The sequence below is a fragment of the Stagnihabitans lacustris genome, assembly GCF_025950525.1.
In the GTDB taxonomy this organism is placed as follows: Bacteria; Pseudomonadota; Alphaproteobacteria; order Rhodobacterales; family Rhodobacteraceae; genus Stagnihabitans.
In genome coordinates this window covers 177,452-194,851 of record NZ_JAPDGS010000001.1, presented here as the reverse complement: position 1 = coordinate 194,851, position 17,400 = coordinate 177,452, and the positions used below count along the sequence as shown (strand labels likewise).

At 65.9% G+C, this 17,400-nt stretch carries 14 protein-coding genes; 11 read left to right on the top strand and 3 right to left on the bottom strand.

Annotated elements, in window-relative coordinates; all coding sequences use genetic code 11:
• Positions 1-222: 222 nt before the first annotated feature.
• The 4 genes from xdhA to NX862_RS00915 all read left to right on the top strand — a co-directional run bounded on the left by xdhA (position 223) and on the right by NX862_RS00915 (position 6,317).
• The gene (gene xdhA, locus NX862_RS00930) at positions 223-1,617 is read left to right on the top strand and encodes a xanthine dehydrogenase small subunit (RefSeq protein WP_264492000.1); all 1,395 of its coding nucleotides are present in this window, start codon (positions 223-225) and stop codon (positions 1,615-1,617) included.
• Positions 1,614-3,962 carry a xanthine dehydrogenase molybdopterin binding subunit gene (xdhB, locus tag NX862_RS00925; protein ID WP_264491999.1) on the top strand — a complete coding sequence of 783 codons (2,349 nt, stop codon included), beginning with the start codon at positions 1,614-1,616 and terminating at the stop codon, positions 3,960-3,962. The genes xdhA and xdhB overlap by 4 nt, the downstream gene beginning before the upstream one ends.
• Positions 3,955-4,881 (top strand): xanthine dehydrogenase accessory protein XdhC, encoded by a 927-nt coding sequence (gene xdhC, locus NX862_RS00920; protein ID WP_264491998.1) that lies wholly within the window; start codon positions 3,955-3,957, stop codon positions 4,879-4,881. Before xdhB ends, xdhC begins: the two co-directional genes overlap by 8 nt.
• A 146-nt stretch (positions 4,882-5,027) precedes the next feature.
• Positions 5,028-6,317, top strand: a complete 1,290-nt coding sequence (locus NX862_RS00915; RefSeq protein ID WP_264491997.1) for an amidohydrolase family protein — start codon at positions 5,028-5,030, stop codon at positions 6,315-6,317.
• A 39-nt stretch (positions 6,318-6,356) separates the two neighbouring features.
• On the opposite strand, the gene NX862_RS00910 is transcribed toward NX862_RS00915, so the two are convergent.
• On the bottom strand, positions 6,357-7,550 hold the full coding sequence (locus NX862_RS00910; RefSeq protein ID WP_264491996.1) for an MFS transporter: 1,194 nt from the start codon (positions 7,548-7,550) through the stop codon (positions 6,357-6,359).
• Positions 7,551-7,651: 101 nt separating this feature from the next.
• Between NX862_RS00910 and NX862_RS00905 the strand changes: the two genes are divergently transcribed.
• Complete coding sequence (locus NX862_RS00905) at positions 7,652-8,098, top strand: MarR family winged helix-turn-helix transcriptional regulator (RefSeq protein ID WP_264491995.1); 447 nt, start codon at positions 7,652-7,654, stop codon at positions 8,096-8,098.
• A 184-nt stretch (positions 8,099-8,282) separates the two neighbouring features.
• Here the strand turns inward: NX862_RS00905 and NX862_RS00900 are convergent, their stop codons facing one another.
• Complete coding sequence (locus tag NX862_RS00900; protein WP_264491994.1) at positions 8,283-8,759, bottom strand: nucleoside deaminase; 477 nt, start codon at positions 8,757-8,759, stop codon at positions 8,283-8,285.
• A gap of 336 nt (positions 8,760-9,095) precedes the next feature.
• Here NX862_RS00900 and NX862_RS00895 point away from each other — a divergent pair, with 336 nt between their 5' ends.
• The 5 genes from NX862_RS00895 (at position 9,096) to NX862_RS00875 (ending at position 14,994) form a co-directional block, all read left to right on the top strand.
• Positions 9,096-10,610 (top strand): ABC transporter ATP-binding protein, encoded by a 1,515-nt coding sequence (locus NX862_RS00895; RefSeq protein WP_264491993.1) that lies wholly within the window; start codon positions 9,096-9,098, stop codon positions 10,608-10,610.
• A complete protein-coding gene (locus NX862_RS00890) occupies positions 10,600-11,655 on the top strand; it encodes an ABC transporter permease (RefSeq protein ID WP_264491992.1) in 1,056 nt (351 codons plus the stop codon). The genes NX862_RS00895 and NX862_RS00890 overlap by 11 nt, the downstream gene beginning before the upstream one ends.
• Before the next feature lie 3 nt (positions 11,656-11,658).
• Positions 11,659-12,576, top strand: a complete 918-nt coding sequence (locus tag NX862_RS00885) for an ABC transporter permease (RefSeq protein ID WP_264491991.1) — start codon at positions 11,659-11,661, stop codon at positions 12,574-12,576.
• A gap of 10 nt (positions 12,577-12,586) precedes the next feature.
• On the top strand, positions 12,587-13,663 hold the full coding sequence (locus NX862_RS00880; protein WP_264491990.1) for a BMP family ABC transporter substrate-binding protein: 1,077 nt from the start codon (positions 12,587-12,589) through the stop codon (positions 13,661-13,663).
• 257 nt (positions 13,664-13,920) lie between these two features.
• Entirely contained in the window at positions 13,921-14,994 is a 1,074-nt protein-coding gene (locus tag NX862_RS00875; RefSeq protein ID WP_264491989.1) for an NAD(P)/FAD-dependent oxidoreductase, read from the top strand.
• Positions 14,995-15,085: 91 nt separating this feature from the next.
• Here the strand turns inward: NX862_RS00875 and NX862_RS00870 are convergent, their stop codons facing one another.
• Positions 15,086-15,991, bottom strand: a complete 906-nt coding sequence (locus NX862_RS00870) for a LysR substrate-binding domain-containing protein (RefSeq protein ID WP_264491988.1) — start codon at positions 15,989-15,991, stop codon at positions 15,086-15,088.
• A gap of 224 nt (positions 15,992-16,215) precedes the next feature.
• On the opposite strand from NX862_RS00870, the gene chvE reads away from it, so the two are divergent.
• Positions 16,216-17,235, top strand: coding sequence for a multiple monosaccharide ABC transporter substrate-binding protein (gene chvE, locus NX862_RS00865; protein ID WP_264492708.1), 1,020 nt, complete (start codon positions 16,216-16,218; stop codon positions 17,233-17,235).
• The last annotated feature ends 165 nt before the right edge of the window (positions 17,236-17,400 follow it).

Genomic DNA, 17,400 nt, shown 5'->3' with positions numbered 1-17,400 from the left:
AGCTTGCTTGGGCCGGTTTTTTTATGGTTCGGGGCCGGGGCAACTCGGGCCGGTTTTTTCATCCAAAGCCCGATTTTCCATCATTCCCGACAAGAGCTTTCGCAAGCCGCCCAAAGCCAAGGCTGGACAAGCGGCCCAATCCATCGCCCAATACCGAAGCTCCGCCCCTTTCCGCCGCATCGGGGGGCAAAGGGCCGGATCAGACCGCGGCGAGGCAGAACCATGGCTGAACTTGCGTTTCTCCTGAACGGAACGCCGGTCCGTCTGACGGATATTGCTCCCACCACCACGCTTTTGGACTGGCTGCGCGACGCGCGGGGGCTCAAGGGCACCAAAGAGGGCTGCAACGAGGGCGATTGCGGCGCCTGCACGGTGATGGTGCAGGACGTCCAGGGGCCAAAGGCCTTGAACGCCTGCATCCTTTTCATGGGCCAGCTGCAGGGCAAGGCGATCACCACGGTCGAGGGCCTGTCTCACCAAGGCCAACCCCACCCGGTGCAATCCGCCATGGTCGCCCATCACGGCAGCCAATGCGGCTTTTGCACCCCCGGTTTCGTCATGTCGCTGGCCACCGCCCATCTGACGGGCGAGCGCGACCACGACATGGTCCTGGCCGGCAACCTCTGCCGCTGCACCGGTTACGCCCCGATCATCCGCGCGGCTGAGGCAGCCGCCCTTTCCCCTCCCCCTGATTTCATCTTTTCCCAAATATCCACGGGGTTTCCAAAGGGGAGCGTGCTCCCCTTTGGCGCGGGGGGTTCGGGGGGCGAGCAGCCCCCCGACCTCGACGCTTTCGCCACCTGGTATGAGGCGAACCCCACCGCCACTCTGATCGCAGGCGCCACCGATGTCGGGCTTTGGGTGACGAAACAGCTGCGCGACCTTTCCCCCGTGGCCTTCCTTGCCCCAATCACCGAACTGGACCACATCACCGCCGACGGCGACCGCCTGATCATCGGCGCGGGCGTCACGATCGAAACCCTGCGCAAGGCGCTGACCCACAGCCACCCCGGTTTCGCCCATATGCTGCGGCGCTACGCCAGCCTGCAGGTCAGGAACGCCGCCACCATCGGCGGCAACATCGCCAATGGCTCGCCCATCGGGGACGGCCCGCCCGCGCTGATCGCCATGGGCGCGGGCCTGACGCTGCGCAAGGGCGCCCAGCGCCGCACGATCCCGCTGGAGGATTTCTTTCTGGATTACCGCAAGCAGGACCGCCAGCCCGGAGAATTCGTGGAAAGCGTCACCATTCCCGCCACGGCGCCCGATCTGCGCTGCTACAAGGTCTCCAAGCGGTTCGACCAGGATATCTCGGCGGTGCTGGGCTGTTTTGACATCCGGACCGACCAAGGCCTGATCACCCGCGCCAGCATCGCCTTTGGCGGCATGGCGGGCATCCCCAAACGCGCCAGGGCGGTGGAACAGGCGCTGATCGGGCGCGCCCTGACCCCCGAAGGCGTGGCCGCAGCCCTGCCCGCCTTTGCGCAGGATTTCCAGCCGCTGTCGGATATGCGCGCCTCGGCCGCCTATCGCATGAGGGTCGCGCAGAACCTGCTGACCCGCCTGGCGCTAGAGGCGCAGGGCGTGCCCACCGATGTGCAGGAGGTGACGCCATGACGCCCCCTCTGACCGGCGCTTTGGGCCAAAGCCTGCCCCATGACAGCGCGCCGCTGCATGTGACGGGCCGCGCGCCCTATGTCGACGATATCAAACTGCCCGAGGGCGCGATTCACCTGGCCTTTGGCCTGTCGACCGTGGCCCATGGCGAGATCCTGTCCATCGACCTGTCCGACGTGCGCGCAGCACCGGGCGTGGTCCTGGTCCTGACCGCCGAGGATTTTGACACGGTCCCCGATGTCTCGCCGGTGGCCCATGACGAACCTTTGTTGGCAAGGGGTGTCGTGCATCACATTGGTCAGGCGGTGTTTCTGGTGGCGGCAGAAAGCCATCTGGCCGCCCGCAAGGCCGCGCGGCTGGCGCGTGTCACCTACCGCGACCTGCCCGCCCTTTTGACCGTCGAAGAGGCGCTTGCGGCGAACTCTCGCTTTGAACAGGGGCCCGTGATCTGGACCCGGGGCGATCTGGACACCGGTTTCGCCCAGGCCGCAACCGTGGTCGAAGGCGAGATGGAGGTGGGCGGCCAAGAGCATTTCTATCTGGAAGGCCAGGTCGCCGCAGCGATCCCGACCGAAGACGGCGTGCATGTCATGGCAAGCACCCAGCACCCGACCGAGATCCAGCACAAGGTGGCCCATGCCCTGCATCTGCCGATGGCGGCGGTCCGGGTCGAGATGCGGCGGATGGGCGGCGGCTTTGGCGGCAAGGAGTCCCAAGGCAACGCGCTGGCCGTAGCCTGCGCGGTCGTGGCCGCGCGCCTGAGCCGTCCGGCCAAAATGCGCTATGACCGCGACGACGACATGATGATCACCGGCAAAAGGCATGACCTGAAAATCCGGTATCGCGCGGGCTGCGATGCGGCGGGCAAGATCACGGCGGTCGATGTGGTGCATCTGATCCGCTGCGGCTGGAGCCAGGACCTGTCGCTGGCCGTCGCCGACCGCGCGATGTTGCACGCCGACAACGCCTATTTCATCCCCGCGATCCGCATCGAGTCGCATAGGCTGAAGACCAACACCCAATCCGCCACCGCCTATCGCGGCTTTGGCGGGCCTCAGGGTATCGTGGGGATGGAGCGGATCATCGACCATCTGGCCCATGCGATGGGCTTGGGTCCGGTGGCAATCATGCAGGCGAATTTCTATGCGGAACGCGCCAGGGGTTTCACACCCCCGGACCCCCGTGGAGGTATTTCCGTCAGTATGAAAGACGAGGTCCAGACCACGCAATACGGGATGGAGGTCGAAGACAGCGTCTCGGGGCGGCTGGTGGCGCAGCTGTTGCAGGACAGCGATTACCACGCCCGGCGCGCGGCGATTGCAGAGTGGAACGCAGGCAGTCCGGTGTTGAAACGCGGGATTGCGGTGACGCCGGTCAAGTTCGGGATATCCTTTACGCTGACGTTCTTGAACCAAGCGGGGGCCTTGGTGCATGTCTATCAGGATGGCTCGGTCCATCTGAGCCATGGCGGGACCGAGATGGGACAGGGGCTGAACCAGAAGGTGGCCCAGGTCGTGGCCGGGGTCTTTGGCCTGGCCGCGCGCGATATCCAGATCACCGCGGCCGATACGGGCAAAGTGCCCAACACCTCGGCCACGGCGGCCTCTTCGGGGTCGGATCTGAACGGCAAGGCGGCCGAAAATGCGGCCCTGACGATCCGCGACCGGATGGCGGATTTCCTTGGCAGCAAATACAGCGTGCCGGCGGGGTCGGTGCGGTTTTCCGGCGGCGAAGTCCTGGTGGCCGGTGAAAGCCATGCTTTTGCGCAGGTGGCGGGCTGGGTCTGGCAGGCGCGCATCTCGCTGTCGTCCACCGGGTTCTACGCCACGCCCAAGATCACCTGGGACCGGGTGCGGGGTCAGGGGCGACCGTTCCTGTATTTCGCCTATGGCGCCGCCGTAACCGAGGTCGTCATCGACACGCTGACCGGCGAAAACCGCATCCTGCGCGCCGATATCCTGCATGACACCGGCCGCAGCCTGAACCCGGCTTTGGACATCGGCCAAGTCGAGGGCGCCTATGTCCAGGGCGCGGGCTGGCTGACCACCGAAGAGCTGGTCTGGGACAAGCGGGGCCGTCTGACGACCCATGCGCCCAGCACCTACAAGATCCCTGCCGTATCCGACCGCCCTCCCATCTTCAACGTGGCGCTGTGGTCCGAGCCCAACCGCGAGGACACCGTGGGCAAATCGAAAGCCGTTGGAGAGCCGCCCTTCAACCTTGGGATTTCGGTGCTGATGGCCCTGTCCGATGCGGTGCAGGCCTGCGGCCCGGCCTATCCTGCGCTGGATGCCCCCGCCACGGCCGAACGCATCCTGATGGCGGTGGAGCGCATCCGTGCTTGACCTGACCGCCCTGTCCCAGGCCCTGGCGCAAGGCCCCGTCACCCGTGTGCTGATCGCCGCGCACGACGGCTCAAGCCCGCGAGAGGCCGGGGCCTCGATGCTGGTCACGCCCTTCACGACCCACGGGACGATCGGCGGCGGCGCGCTGGAGCATCAGGCGATCCAGGTCGCGCGCGCCCACCGCGGCGCCCCGCATGTCACCCGCATCCCGCTTGGCCCCGCGCTTGGCCAATGCTGCGGCGGGGCGGTGACGCTTGTGACCGAGGTCCTGACAAAGGTCCCCCAAGGCCCGCTGCATACCGTGTCACTCGACGGCTTGCCCATGCCGCTGGCGGTCAAGCGCCTGCTGGCCTTGGCCCGCGGCCAAGGCGCCCTGCCCGCGACCCAGATCCTGCAAGGCTGGCTGATCGACCCCGTGACCCCGCCGAAATCCGCCCTTTGGTTGTGGGGCGCAGGCCATGTGGGCCGCGCCATCGCGACCACGCTGGCCCCCCTGCCCGACCTGCAGATCACCTGGATCGACATCGCCCCGGACCGCTTCCCCGAAGGCCCCGAGGGCGTCCGCCAACTCCCCGTCCCCGACCCTGCCCAAGCCGTCTCCCTGGCGCCCAAAGACGCCCATCACCTGATCCTGACCTTCTCGCACCAACTGGACCTAGAGCTTTGCCACCGCCTGCTCTCCCATGGCTTCACCACCTGCGGCCTGATCGGCAGCCAGACGAAATGGGCCCGCTTCCGGTCGCGCCTGCAGGCCCTCGGCCATGACCCCTCCCCCATCACCTGCCCGATCGGCGACCCCAGCTTGGGAAAACACCCCCAGGCCATCGCCATCGGCGTCGCCCATCACCTGATGCGCGCCCTCTCCTGCCCCCATTCATCTTTTCATAAATATCCCACGGGAGGGTCCGGGAGGGTGTGAAACCCTCCCGGGGTATCCACAAAAGACCTGGGAGGGCGTGAAACCCTCCCGACACATCCGCAAAAGACCGGGGAGGGTGTGCCCCCCCCGACACATACGCAAAAGACCGGAGCCCCCTCCCGCGCCCTGCCCCAGAAAGTCCCATCATGTTTGACCTGATCATCCGCCATGCCAACCTCCCCGATGGGCGCCGCGACATCGACATCGCGATCCTGGGCCAGACCATCGCCGCCATCGCGCCGGGCATCACGGCCGAGGCCCGCGACACCATCGACGCCACGGGCCGCCTCGTCGCCCCGCCCTTCTGTGATCCGCATTTCCATATGGACGCGACGCTGTCGCTGGGCCTGCCGCGGATGAACCGCTCGGGCACGCTGCTGGAAGGCATCGCCTTGTGGGGAGAGCTGCGCCCGACCCTTTCCCGCGAAGCCCTGGTCGCCCGCGCGCTGCGCTATATCGACCTGGCCGTGACGCAGGGCATGGGGGCCATTCGCACCCATGTCGACACCTCTGATCCCCGTCTGGTGACGGTCGAGGCCATGCTGGAGGTCCGCGATCTGGTGCGCGACCACCTGGACCTGCAGATCGTGGCCTTCCCGCAGGATGGGTATTACCGCGCCCCCGAAGGCGCAGCCTCCCTGACCCGCGCGCTGGACATGGGGGTGGATATCGTCGGCGGCATCCCGCATTTCGAACGCACGATGGAGGAAGGCCGCGCCTCTGTTCAGGCGCTGTGCCGCATCGCCGCCGACCGCGGCCTTCCCGTCGACATGCATTGCGACGAGACTGACGACCCAATGTCGCGCCATGTCGAAACGCTGGCCGCCGAGACGATCCGCCACGGGCTTCAGGGCCGCGTGGCGGGGTCACACCTGACCTCGATGCACTCGATGGACAATTACTACGTGTCCAAGCTGATCCCCCTGATGGCCGAGGCGCGGATGAACGTCATCCCCAATCCGCTGATCAACATCATGCTGCAGGGCCGCCACGACACCTATCCCAAACGCCGCGGCATGACGCGGGTGCGGGAACTGATGGCGGCCGGGCTGAACGTCTCTTTCGGGCATGATTGCGTGATGGACCCCTGGTATTCCATGGGGTCGGGCGACATGCTGGAGGTCGGCCATATGGCGATCCATGTGGCGCAGATGGCCAGCCTTGACGACAAGGCGGCCATCTTTGACGCGCTGACGGTCAATTCGGCCCGCACCATGGGGCTGCAAGGCTATGGGTTGCACAAGGGCGCCCATGCCGATCTGGTCGTCCTGCAGGCCCGCGACCCGGCCGAGGCGCTGCGGTTGAAATCGGTGAAGCTCCACGTCATCCGCCGTGGCCGCATCATCGCCCAGACAGCCCCCCGGATCGGCGCCCTGTTGATCCCCGGGCGAGAGGCCCTGATCGACCCCGCCACAGGCTTTGCGCCCGATTATTAGGCCGGGCGCTCTGCTTGCGTCGCCTAGCCCGGGTCTCGATCAGGCCGGAACCATCTGGGCCTTGGGAAAGGGCCGGAAGGTCAGCATGATGGCGAAAGCCGCGATCCCAAAGACAAAGCAGGTCGCATACATCGCGCCATATCCCCCCGTCGTGTCATAGATCCAGCCCCCAAGCCAGGGCCCCGAGGCCATGCCAAGGCTGCCCGCCATCCCCGTGCCGCCCATCAGCGTGCCCATGATCCGCATCGGGAAATTCTCGCGGATCAGAACGGCATAAAGCGGCATGATCCCGGCATAGATAAAGCCGAACAGCGCGGCCACCGCGTAGAACTGCCACAGGTTGCCCGCAAAGGCATAGGCCGCGGCGCCGATGGCCTGGGCGAAAAGCCCGGTCGCCAGCACGCGCTTGGCGCCGAACCGGTCGCCCATGACGCCAAAGCCCAGCCGCCCGAACATGCCCGCGATGCCCTCCACCGAATAGACCGACACCGCCGCCATGACCGACAGCCCGCACAGCTGCGCATAGGACACGGTGTGAAAGATCGGCCCGGCATGGGTGGCGCAGCAAAAGAAATTGGTCAGCACCAGGATCAGGAAGGGCGTCGAGGTCACGGCCTGTTTCACCGTCATCCCCTCATCGGGCGCGTCCTGCGCAACCTGGGGGCCCTGCGCAGGCGGAGGACGCAGCACCAGCGCCAGGGGCAGCGTCACCAGGGCCACCAGCCCCGCCATGATGGCAAAGACCCCGCGCCAGTCCTGGGTCTCGATCAGTTTGGCCGCCAGGGGCGACATGGTCACGGGCGCAAGCCCCATCCCGGCCGAGACCAGCGACACGGCCAAACCGCGCTGCGTCGTGAACCAGCCCGTGACCGTCGACATCATCGGCGCGAAAAAGGCCGCCACTGCGCCCCCGGCGCAAAGGCCAAAGATCACCTGGAACTGTCCCAGGCTTTGCGCCTGCCCCGCGCCCCAAAGGCTTGCGGCAAACAGCGCCGCGCCCACCAGCAGCACAGGCCTTGCGCCAAAGCGGTCCGACAGATTGCCCCAGACCATCGAGGTCACAGCCATGGCCAGAAACGCGAATGTCATGGCAGAGCCGATCCCCGCCGCCCCCCAACCCGTCGCCGCATCCATGGATTTCAGCACGACGGGCAGCGCGAAAAGCGCCCCCATCGCGACGCAGCCCATCAAACCGCCCGCCGCCACCACAACCCAACGATAAGCCGGTTCCATCATCCCCCCAAAAGAATTACACCGGCCCCGCGTCACCCTGCCACAGGGGCCGCCGGGGCAAGTCGCTTGCCCTGAATGGTTAGGTTTGATATCAAAGAGTCATGCAGGACGCAAGCCCCAAGCCCTTGTCCATCGAAACGATCCACGAGATCCGCGACAACTGCCTGTGTCTGGCGACACAAAGGGCGGCGCGGGTGCTGGCGCGGCGCTTTGACCGGCTGTTCGCACCTTTGAGCATCACCAATGGACAATTTTCCATGATGGTGGCTCTGTCGGGGCAGTGGCGGCCCAAGCTGTCGGAACTGGCGCAGTTCCTTGCGATGGATCAGGCGACGATGACCGCAGCCGTCAAGGCGCTGGAGCGGCGGGGCCTCTTGACGCTTGCGCCCGATGCCACCGACGGCCGCATCCGCAGGCCCATCCTGACCGAAGAGGGCGCGCGCGTGGTGGACCAGGCCGCGCCGCTGTGGAAGTCCGAACATGCCAAGCTGGCCATCGAACTGGAAGGCCAGGCCCGCGCGATTTCGGCGCTATTGGCCAAGATCTGAGCCGCGACCCCCAACCTTTCCGCCTCCCTCTCTATCCCCCACCCCGGCGTTTCATGGTCCCCACCTCGGGGGCGGGGGGGCGCAGGCCAGACCCGGCGCCGATTGGTCGGGGACAGTCGGCACGTGACGGGAAGGGCCGGCAACAGGCCGCGCAGGCAACAGGGGCGCAATGCCCCCTATGCGCCTACCCCCAGAACCCCTTGTGGACCGCCGCCGCCTCGTCCTCCAGCATCGGGCCGATCACTTCGACCCTTCGCTGACCCGCCGCAAAGACCGCCTCGCAGGGCAGGTCCAGCGTCGGGTTCTCGGGGTGGTTGCCGGTGATCTCTTTCAGCGCCTTTTCGGTCAGGCCGTAAACCACCCGCCGCAGACCGGTCCAATAGATCGCCCCGGCGCACATCGCGCAGGGCTCGGCCGAGGTATAGATCGTGCAGTCCTTCAACAGGTCATGCGGCAACTGGGTCGATGCGCGGGTCATCAGCACCCGTTCGGCATGACCCGTCATGTCGTGGTCGGGCATGAAGGCGTTGTGTTGGGTCATCAGCACCTCACCCGTGGGGCCCACCAGGATGCAGGCGAAAGGGTGATTGCCCGCCTCGCGCGCCTTGGCGGATTCGGCGATGGCCAGGCGCAACAGCGCCCTGTGATCAAGTTCGGTCATGGCGGCGCTCCTTTCCCGCCAAACTGCCGCGCGCCCCGGCCCCGGGCAAGAGGAAACGCCCAAAGCCTGGGCACCCACCCCGCAGCTGCCGCCGCTTTGGGCAGTTTTGCTTGCCCCCCTGACCGCCAAGGGCTAGCCTTTGCGTAAAGATCAGTCACATCAGAGGGCTGACACCAGACAAAGACCAAAGCGGGGAATGGGATTGCAGCAAAAACCAGGGGCGCCAGCCCGGGCCGCGGGCGGTTTGTGGCAGTTTCATGAAGCTGCTTCAAATGCGACCCGCATAGTAAGAGCCGCCGTTCCGGCTTCTCCTGCAGGCGCAAACCGGGGGGCGGCATGACGGCACGGCTGGAGTTGAAGGGCATCACCAAGCGCTTTCCGGGCGTGCTGGCCAATGACCGCGTGGGCTTTGCCGTCCAGCCCGGCGAAATCCATGCGCTTTTGGGCGAGAATGGCGCGGGGAAATCGACCCTCGTCAAGATGATCTATGGCATCATGCAGCCCGACGAGGGCCAGATCCTGTGGAATGGCGCGCCCTTGCAGGTCGCCAACCCCAAGGCCGCCCGCAAGCTGGGCATCGGCATGGTCTTTCAGCATTTCTCGTTGTTCGATGCGCTGACCGTCTTGGAAAACATCGCGCTTGGCATGGACGCCGCCATCCCCGCCCGCGCGCTGGAGGCCAAGATCCGCGCCGTCATGACGCAATATGGCCTGATGCTGGACCCGTCCCGCGTGGTGTCCACCCTGTCGGTGGGCGAACGCCAACGGATCGAGATTGTCCGGGCGCTGCTGTTGAACCCCAAGCTGCTGATCATGGACGAGCCGACCAGCGTTCTGACCCCGCAAGAGGTGGAACAGCTGTTCATCGTGCTGCGCAAGCTGGCCGCCGAGGGCTGTTCGATCCTGTATATCAGCCACAAGCTGCATGAGATCAAAGCCTTGTGCGATACGGCGACCATCCTGCGCGGCGGCAAGTTGGTTGATACCTGTGACCCCAAGGTGGAAACCAGCCGGTCGATGGCCGAAAAGATGATCGGTGGCAGCCTCAAGGACATCAAGCGGGATGGCCGCAGTCTTGGCGCGCCGAAACTGGTGGTGCAGGGCCTGAGCCTGCCGGCCGATGGCCCCTTTGGGACGGCTTTGCGCGACATCTCTTTCTCCGTCCGCGCCGGTGAGATCTTTGGCGTCGCAGGCGTGGCGGGCAATGGGCAGAACGCGCTTTTGCTGGCCTTGTCGGGCGAAGAGCCCACGGCGCGCGCCGCCGTCACGGTGAACGGCACGCAAGTGGGTCACATGACGGCGCGGGACCGGCGGGGGCAAGGCGTGTCCTCGGTGCCCGAGGAGAGGAACGGCCATGCGGCGGTTCCGGTCTTTACCTTGGCCGACAATGCGATCCTGACGGCGCGCGACCGGCTGGGCATGGTGAACCGCGGTTTGCTGGACGCGAAGGCGGCGCGGACCTATGCCGGAGAGGTCATCGAGGCCTTTTCCGTCAAGGCCACCGGGCCGGGGGCGATGGCCGAAAGCCTGTCAGGGGGCAATCTGCAGAAATACATCATGGGGCGGGAAATCCTGCAAAAACCGCAGGTTCTGGTGGTCAGCCAGCCGACCTGGGGGGTGGATGCGGGGGCTGCGGCCGCGATCCATCAGGCCTTGGTGGACCTTGCCGCCGAGGGGTCTGCCATCGTGGTGATCAGCCAGGACCTGGACGAGCTTTTGGCGCTGTGTGACACTTTGGCCGTGATCAACGGCGGCAGGCTTTCGGCGCCCATGGCGGTGGCGGATGCCAAGATCGACGAAATCGGCCTTCTGATGGGCGGCATCCACGGAGAGACAGCCCATGCGGTATAAACTGGAAAAACGCCGCGAGCCTTCGATGGCGATGCTGGTGATCACGCCGGTGGCCTCTGTCATCGTCACCATGCTGGTGGGGATATTGGCCTTTGACGCCTTGGGCGTCGATGGCTGGGCGGCGGTGCGGGATATCTTTCTGACGCCCCTGCTGGCCAGCCACAAATGGCAGGATGTCGCGGTCAAGGCGGCACCTTTGGTCATCATCGCGCTGGGGCTTTCGGTGGGCAACCGGGCGCAGGTCTGGAACATCGGAGCCGAGGGGCAATATGTGATCGGCGCGCTGGCGGCGGCGGGCGTGGGCCTCGCTTTCGGTCAGGCCGGGGGCTTTTTCGTCATCCTTGCCATGATCGCGGCAGGCTGCCTTGGCGGCGCGCTTTGGGCGCTGATCCCGGCGGTTTTGCGCACGCGGTTCAGCGTGAACGAGGTCCTGTCCTCGCTGATGCTGACCTATGTGTCGTTGCAGGTGCTGGGCTATCTGGTCGGCGGGCCGTGGAAGGACCCGAACGGGCGCAACTTCCCCGCCACCGCCCCCCTGCCCGAGGGTCAGATGCTGCCCGCACTCGACGGCTCGACCATCCACCTTGGCATCGTCGTGGCGCTGATCCTGCCCTTTGCCTTTTGGCTGCTGATGTCGCGGTCGACCTTTGGCTATCAGGTGCGGGTCGTGGGGTCGTCGCCCCATGCGGCGCGGCACGGCGGCTTTGACGCCAAGCAGACGATCTGGGCCACGATGCTGATCGGCGGCGCCATGGCCGGGCTTGCGGGGTCGCTGGAGCTGACAGGCGCCCTGCACAAGGTCGATCTGGGCTTTGCCAGCGGATACGGGTTCACCGCGATCATCGTGGCTTTCCTGGGTCGGTTGAACCCCTTTGGCTGCCTGCTGGCCGGGATCGTGCTGGCCGTGACCTCGGTCGGCGGGCAATTGGCCAAGACCACGGTTCATATCCCCGACAGCACGGCAGGGATCTTTCAGGCGATGATGCTGTTCCTGATCCTCGCCTCGGATATCCTGATCCGCTACCGCATTGCGAAAAGGGCCTGAGACATGGATTTCACGATTGCGGCCATCATCACCATCGTGGGGCTGACGACGCCCATCCTGCTGGCGGGCCTTGGCGAATTGGTCGTCGAGAAATCCGGCGTCCTGAACCTCGGGGTCGAGGGGCTGATGCTGGTCGGCGCCATCAGCGGGTTCGGCGTCACGGTCTTCACCTTCAACCCCTGGGCGGGAGTGCTGGGGGCGGCGGTGGGCGGGGCGCTGGCCTCGCTGATCTTTGCCGTGCTGGTCTTGCAGCTGAACTCGAACCAGGTGGCGACCGGGCTGGCGCTGACGATCTTTGGCACCGGGGTGTCGTCGCTGATCGGGGTGAATTTCACCGGGCGCATCGTGGCGCCCTTCGGGTCGATCTTCCCCGATGCCCTGGCCCGTGACCCGTTCTGGAAGCTGTTCTTCGGCTATTCCCCCATCGTCTATTTCGCCATCATCATGGTCTTTGTCGTCGGCTGGTTCCTGAAGCGGACCCGCGCCGGGCTGATCCTGCGGGCGGTGGGCGAAAACGACCTGTCGGCCCATTCCATCGGCTATTCGGTCATCCGCGTGCGGTATATGGCCATCGCCTTTGGCGGCGCCATGGCGGGGATCGGGGGCGCCTATTTCAGCCTGGTCATCACCCCGATGTGGGCCGAGAAGATGACCGCCGGCCGCGGCTGGATCGCGCTCGCTCTGGTGGTATTCGCCGGTTGGCGGACCGGGCGGCTGCTGGCGGGTGCCTATTTCTTTGGCATCCTGATGGCTTTGGAGCTTTACGCCAAGGCGGCGGGCTTCTCGTTCTTGCCGTCGCAATTCTGGGCTGCCATGCCCTACGCCATGACGGTGGTGGCGCTGGCCATCATCTCGTCCCGCGGCACGGCGGGGGCCTCGGCCCCGGCCTGCCTTGGGAAACCCTTCACACCCTCAACCTAGGAGCGCTGCCATGACGATTTCCCGCCGTAACCTGCTGAAAGGGGCCGCGGCCGCCCCCCTGGCCAGCATGGCCCTGCCCGCCTTCGCCCAAGACAAGATCAAGATCGGCTTCATCTTCCTGGGACCGGTCGGCGACTATGGCTGGACCTGGGCCCATAACAAGGGCCGCGAGGCCGTCGAAGCGGCCCTGGGCGACAAGGTCGAAACGATCTACACCGAAAACGTGGCCGAAGACGCCAGCGCCGAGGCCGCGATCCGCGACCTGTGCAATGCCGGCTGCAAGTTGGTCTTCACGACCTCTTATGGCTACATGGACCAGACGATCAAAGTCGCCGCCGAGTTCCCCGATGTGAAGTTCGAACACTGCACGGGCTTCAAGCGCGCCGACAACGTCTCCACCTATAACTCCAAGTTCCACGAGGGCCGTGCGGTTCTGGGCACCATTGCGGGCAAGATGTCGAAGTCGGGCACGCTGGGCTATCTGGGGTCCTTCAAAGTGCCGGAAGTGGTCTTGGGCGTGAACGCCTTCGCCCTGGCCGCGCAAAAGCAGAACCCGGCGGCGACGGTCAAACTGGTGATGATCGACAGCTGGTTCGACCCGCCGAAAGAGGCGGCTGCGACCGAAACCCTGGTCAACCTGGGCTGCGACGTGGTGACGACCCATACCGACAGCCCGGCCGCGCTGCAGATCCTGGAGCAGAAGGGGCTTTTCGGCTTTGGCCAGGGCGCCGACATGTCGACCTTTGCGCCGACCGCCCATCTGACCGCCATCGAAGACATCTGGGGCCCCTATTACGTCGCGCGCGCCCAAGCCATCGTCGACGGCACCTGGGCTTCGGCCGACACCTGGGATGGCATGAAGGAGGGGACCGTGGTGATCTCTCCCTATAACGCCGCGATCCCGGCCGATGTCGCGGCCTTGGCCGATGGCGTGCAGGCGGGCTACAAGGACGGGACTTACGACATCTTCACCGGGCCGATCTTCGATCAGGACGGGGTCGAGCGGGTGAAGGCCGGCGAGGTCATGGCCCTGGCCGATCTGGCCGTCATCGACTGGTTCGTGAAGGGCGTCGAAAGCGCCTCGTAAGGTTTGTGGAACAGGCGGGGGCCCGGGGCGGAAGCCTCGGGCCCTTTGCTTTGGGCGGGACTTGGTCGGGGTTGAAGGTTTGATCAAATCTGGTCAGTTTGGCACGGGCGGATAGCCCGGAGGTTTCACACCCCCGGACCCGTTGCAGAAGGCCTTGGGGTTTCACACCCCCGGACCCGTTGCAGAAGCCGGGGGTTTCACACCCCCGGACCCCCGTGGAATATTTGGGTCAATATGAAAGACGAAGAGGGATGGGGATGGACTGCGATTTCCTGGTGATTGGCGGGGGAATTGCCGGGGTGTCGGCGGCGGCGCGGCTGGCATCCGAGGGGCGGGTGATCGTCGTGGAGGCCGAGGCGGCCTTGGCGCATCACGCCTCGGGGCGGTCGGCGGCTTTGTATGAGCCGCGCTATGGGCTGGCGCCGGTCGTGGCCTTGTCGCTGGCATCGGAGGCCTATTTTCGCGGCGCCGAGGGGGTTCTATCGCCGCGCGGGTTGATGGTTGTGGCGCGGGCGGATCAAGAGGCGGAGTTCGCGGCCGAAATCGCGGGCTTTGGCATGGAGCGGATTTCGGTTCAGGCGGCGCGGGCGATGGTGCCGATCCTGGGGCCAGAGGTGGCTTTGGCGGCCTTTGCCGATCACGCCTGGGACATCGACACCGATCTGTTGTTGCAGGGGTTTTTGCGGATCGCGCGGGGGCATGGGGCGGAGCTGCGCTTGAAGGCGCCGGTCAGCGCCATTGCCCGGGTCTCGGGCGGTTGGGAGGTCACGGCGGGGGGCGAGGTCATCACGGCGCGCCGCATCGTCAATGCGGCCGGGGCCTGGGTCGACCAGGTGGCCGTGATGGCGGGGTTGCAGGCCATCGGCTTTACGCCCTATCGCCGGTCGATGGCGCGGATTCCGGCGCCGGGGGGCTTGGATGTCAGCGGCTGGCCGATGCTCTTTGGCTGTGGCGAAAGCTGGTATGCCAAGCCCGATGCCGGGGCGCTGATCGTCTCTCCGGCCGAGGAGGAGTTGATGGAGCCGCATGACGCCTGGGCCGATGACATGGTCTTGGCCGAGGGTCTGGCGCGCTATGAGGCCATGGTGTCCGAGCCCGTGACGCGGTTGATCTCGTCCTGGGCGGGATTGCGGACCTTTGCGCCGGACCGGGTGCTGTGCCTGGGGCCGGACCCGTTGGAGCCCGATTTCATCTGGAGCGCGGGTCAGGGCGGCTATGGGTTCCAGACCTCTCCGGCGGCCTCAGAGCTGGTGGCGGATCTGGCCCTGGGGCGGGCGCCGTCGCTTTCGGCGGATATGGTGGCGGCGCTGCGGGTGGATCGGTTCCGGTAGGTGCCGCAGGGCAGGATTGCGGATCGCGGCCTGCGGGGGCCTTTCCGGCCGAAGCGGGGGGCTGCCGCCCCCCGCACCCCCTCTCCGGACCTCACCCTTTCAGGATCATGTCGGCCAGGCGTTGGGAGGCGGGGGTGAGGGAAACCCGCTCGCGGGTGATCAGGCCAAAGGGTTCGACCTCGATCCCTAGGTCCAAGGGCAGGATAGCGACCACGGCGGCCTCACCGTTCGAAATCTGCAAGGCAGAGGCCTGGGCCATGGCCGCAATCGCATCAGATTGTTGGATCATGGCAAGCGTCAATAGGAAGGACGAGGTCGCCAACCGCTGCATCGGGCGCGGCAGACCCAGGGTCTGCAGGCGGGTCAGCACCGTTCGGGTCAGAAGGCTGTCGGCGCCGGGCATCACCCAATCATAGGCCAGCGCCTCGATCGCACGCAGGCGGGGACGCGCAAAAAGCGGATGGCCGCGCCGCGCGATCAGGGCGATGGGCTCGGGCGCGATGGGGCGAAAGGTCAGCGGCTCGGCGCGCAGACCCTCGGGCAGGCGCCCCACGGCAAAGTCCAGACGCCCGGCCAGCAGCTGTTCGCACAAGAGGTCAGAGGGCTGCACCACGACCTCGACCGAGACATTCGGATGGTTCAGCCGTTCGGACTGCAGCGCGGGCAAAACGCGGTCCATCGCCGGCCCCGTCACCGCGCCGATGCGCACCTGGCCCACGCCGCCCATGGCGATTTCGGTCAGGTCGCGGGCGGCGTCATCCAGCTCCAGCCGCACCCTTTGCGCCCGTGCCGCCAGCGCCCGCCCCTCGGCCGTCAGCCCCAATCCCCGCCCCGTCCGCTCATGCACCGGGGCCGCGATGATGCCCTCGATTTCGGCAACCAGCCGTGAGGCCGCGGGCTGCGAGATGCCGATCATCCCCGCCGCCTGGGTCAGTTGCCCCGTCTCGGCCAGGGCGGCCAGAAGTCGCAAATGGCTGAGTTTCAGTCCCTTTCGCAACAGGGCGTCAGGGCGGCCGCTTCCAATCATCACAAGCCTGTCATGTTTTCATCCCAAAACATGATTTGACCGATATAACAGAAATCTGCAACCTGCCCCCCGCGGTGGAGGAGGCAAAATCCGCACCGCTGTTTGTCGCCGCATCCTGCGGCATGGGAGGACAACACATGCAACTTTCTCGTCGCGCCCTTTTGGCGCTGGCTGGCGCTTCGACCGCTTCCACGATGATCCCCTTCGCGGCCTTCGCGCAAGACAAGGGCACCGTGGGCATTGCCATGCCGACGAAGTCGTCGACCCGCTGGATCTCGGACGGGGAATCGATGGTCGCGCAGTTCCAGGCGGCAGGCTATGCCACCGACCTGCAATATGCCGAAGACGATATCCCGACCCAGCTGTCCCAGATCGAGAACATGATCACCTCGGGCGTCAAGGCCCTGATCATTGCCGCCATCGACGGCACCACCCTGTCGAACGCCCTGGCAAACGCCGCTGCCGCTGGCATCAAGGTCATCGCCTATGACCGCCTGATCCGTCAGTCACCCGACGTCGACTATTACACCACCTTCGACAACTTCCAGGTTGGCGTGCTGCAGGCGACCTCTTTGGTCGAAGGCATGAAGGCCCGCTTCCCCGATGTGAAGCCGCTGAATGTGGAACTGTTTGGCGGCTCGCCGGATGACAACAACGCGTTCTTCTTCTTTGATGGCGCCATGTCGGTCCTGAAGCCGATGATCGACGCCGGCGACATCGCCGTTCCGTCGGGCCAGATGACCATGGAAGTCTGCGGCACGCTGCGTTGGGATGGTTCGGTGGCGCAAGCCCGCATGGACAACCTGCTGGCGTCCAACTACGCCGACAAGGCCCTGAACGGCGCTCTGTCGCCCTATGATGGCCTGTCCATCGGCATCCTGTCGTCGGTCAAGGGCGTGGGCTATGGCTCGGGCGATATGGTCATGCCGATCGTCACCGGCCAGGACGCGGAAATCCCGTCGGTCAAGTCGATCATCGCGGGCGAGCAGTTCTCGACCGTGTTCAAGGACACCCGCGAGCTGGCCAAGGTCACTGTCGCCCTGGTGGATGCCGTCCTGACCGGCGGCACGCCCGAGATCAACGACACCAAGACCTATGACAACGGCAACAAGGTGGTTCCGTCCTACCTGCTGAAGCCGGTGGCCGTGGATGGCACCAACTACAAGGAAATCCTTGTTGGCGCCGGCTACTACACCGAAGAGCAACTGCAGTAAGCAGACCAAAGGGCCTCCGGGCGTGACCCGGAGGCCCCTTCCCGCGGGTTCGACCCTTGGCCTTGACGGGCCACGGCAGTAGAAGCCGCCCGCGGACCTCGGCCGCCGCCCTGCTCCCGGCGGCGGTCTTGTTGTTCGATAACGGCCGAAAACGGCCAAGATGGG

Bases quoted from the DNA above. Each gene is read 5' to 3' on its own strand.
- xdhA (WP_264492000.1), top strand. From the start codon at position 223: ATGGCTGAACTTGCGTTTCTCCTGAACGGAACGCCGGTCCGTCTGACG.
- xdhB (WP_264491999.1), top strand. From the start codon at position 1,614: ATGACGCCCCCTCTGACCGGCGCTTTGGGCCAAAGCCTGCCCCATGAC.
- NX862_RS00915 (WP_264491997.1), top strand. From the start codon at position 5,028: ATGTTTGACCTGATCATCCGCCATGCCAACCTCCCCGATGGGCGCCGC.
- NX862_RS00910 (WP_264491996.1), bottom strand. From the start codon at position 7,550: ATGGAACCGGCTTATCGTTGGGTTGTGGTGGCGGCGGGCGGTTTGATG.
- NX862_RS00905 (WP_264491995.1), top strand. From the start codon at position 7,652: ATGCAGGACGCAAGCCCCAAGCCCTTGTCCATCGAAACGATCCACGAG.
- NX862_RS00900 (WP_264491994.1), bottom strand. From the start codon at position 8,759: ATGACCGAACTTGATCACAGGGCGCTGTTGCGCCTGGCCATCGCCGAA.
- NX862_RS00895 (WP_264491993.1), top strand. From the start codon at position 9,096: ATGACGGCACGGCTGGAGTTGAAGGGCATCACCAAGCGCTTTCCGGGC.
- NX862_RS00890 (WP_264491992.1), top strand. From the start codon at position 10,600: ATGCGGTATAAACTGGAAAAACGCCGCGAGCCTTCGATGGCGATGCTG.
- NX862_RS00885 (WP_264491991.1), top strand. From the start codon at position 11,659: ATGGATTTCACGATTGCGGCCATCATCACCATCGTGGGGCTGACGACG.
- NX862_RS00880 (WP_264491990.1), top strand. From the start codon at position 12,587: ATGACGATTTCCCGCCGTAACCTGCTGAAAGGGGCCGCGGCCGCCCCC.
- NX862_RS00875 (WP_264491989.1), top strand. From the start codon at position 13,921: ATGGACTGCGATTTCCTGGTGATTGGCGGGGGAATTGCCGGGGTGTCG.
- chvE (WP_264492708.1), top strand. From the start codon at position 16,216: ATGATCCCCTTCGCGGCCTTCGCGCAAGACAAGGGCACCGTGGGCATT.